The organism is Tumebacillus flagellatus, from assembly GCF_000714935.1.
Classification (GTDB): Bacteria; Bacillota; Bacilli; order Tumebacillales; family Tumebacillaceae; genus Tumebacillus; species Tumebacillus flagellatus.
In genome coordinates, this window is sequence record NZ_JMIR01000083.1 from 1 (window position 1) to 1,538 (window position 1,538).

At 53.3% G+C, this 1,538-nt stretch carries 1 protein-coding gene; it reads left to right on the plus strand.

Going from position 1 to position 1,538, the window contains the following annotated elements:
• Nucleotides 1–142 precede the first annotated feature (142 nt).
• Nucleotides 143–1,318 (plus strand): MalY/PatB family protein, encoded by a 1,176-nt coding sequence (locus EL26_RS22985; RefSeq protein ID WP_038094821.1) that lies wholly within the window; start codon nt 143–145, stop codon nt 1,316–1,318.
• Nucleotides 1,319–1,538 lie beyond the last annotated feature (220 nt).

A 1,538-nucleotide genomic window follows, 5' to 3' on the forward strand; every position in this document is an offset into this window, starting at 1 on the left:
AGGGGTAGAGCATCGCCTTGCCAAGGCGAGGGTCGCGGGTTCGAATCCCGTCTTCCGCTCCAAAGTTCATACGATTGATTAAAGCCCGATCTCTTCAGAGATCGGGCTTTTTGGTACAATGGTGGTAAAAGGAGGCAGAACGATGAATTTCGATCAGATAGTGGAACGACGGGGCACGAACTCGTATAAATGGGACCTTGGCGAGAAGTTGTTCGGGTCGGCGGAAGTGCTGCCGCTATGGGTGGCGGATATGGACTTTCCAGCTCCGGAGGAGGTGCAACGCGCTTTTTCGGAGCGTGTGGCACATGGGGTGTTTGGGTATAACGTCAAACCGCAGTCGACGATGGACTCGATCTTGGCGTGGTTGAAGAATCGTCATGGATGGGAGGTTCCGCAAGCGTGGGTCTCATCCAGTCCGAGCGTGCTGACGTCGCTCGCCCTCCTGCTGGAGATCTATACGGAGCCGGGCGATGAAGTGATTTTGCAGACACCGGTGTATCATGCGTTTTTTGGGATCATTCGCGGCAATGGCCGCAAAGTGGTCGAGAACCCGCTCCGCTGCCAGAACGGGCGCTATATAATGGATTATGAAGACTTAGAAGAAAAACTGAAGGTCGGCGCGAAGGTGTTGGTGCTTTGCAGCCCGCACAACCCGGTGGGGCGCGTGTGGGAACCGGAAGAGTTGCGCAAAGTCGGCGAGCTGTGCTTGAAGTACAACGTTCCCGTGATCTCCGACGAGATTCACTTCGATCTCGTGATGAGGGGACACCGTCATACGATGTTCTCGTCGCTGTCCGACGAGGTCGCGCAGAATTCGGTGACGCTGTTTTCGATTACGAAGACGTTCAATCTCGCGGGAATTCATACGTCCACGGCGGTCATCCCCAACGACACCGTGCGCCGTCAGTTTACTGCGCGTTTGAACGCGCTGAACTTAGGCGGAGAAAGCACGTTTGCGCCGATTGCGACCGAGGCTGTCTATACAGAAGGGGTCCAGTGGCTCGATCAATTGCGGGAGTATGTACAGGGGAATTACGATTATCTCCGTGAATTTGTCGCAGAGCGGATGCCGCAAATCAAAGTCATGCCGCTGGAAGCGACGTATCTGGCGTGGCTGGATGTGCGGTCACTCGGGATGAGCGGAGAAGAACTCAAAGCATGGATGTATCAAAAAGCGAAAGTGGCACTCAACGAAGGCTCCGCTTTTGGGAAAAACGGCGAGGGATTCTTGCGGCTGAATCTCGCGTGCCCGCGTGCGGTCTTGGTAGAAGGTCTGAATCGAATGAAAACAGCCTTGGTAGAAAAAACGAGCATGTAAACAAAATGAGGAGCTTATCTTACGCGGTCCCTTGATTCGACAGGGATCGCGTAAATTTGTTCAGGAATGAGCGTAAAGTGTTGTTGTGAGGATGTTGCGGGCATGATAAGATAGTCCTTGTCGCCGAGAGAGTTAAGCGGTTGATGATGCGGAAGTGAAACACGATTGATCCTTGAAAACTAAACGAGTGATAGATGAAGATCGATTCGAGCCAGAAGCT

Coding starts and splice junctions, on each gene's coding strand:
- EL26_RS22985 (WP_038094821.1), top strand. CDS start 143: ATGAATTTCGATCAGATAGTGGAACGACGGGGCACGAACTCGTATAAA.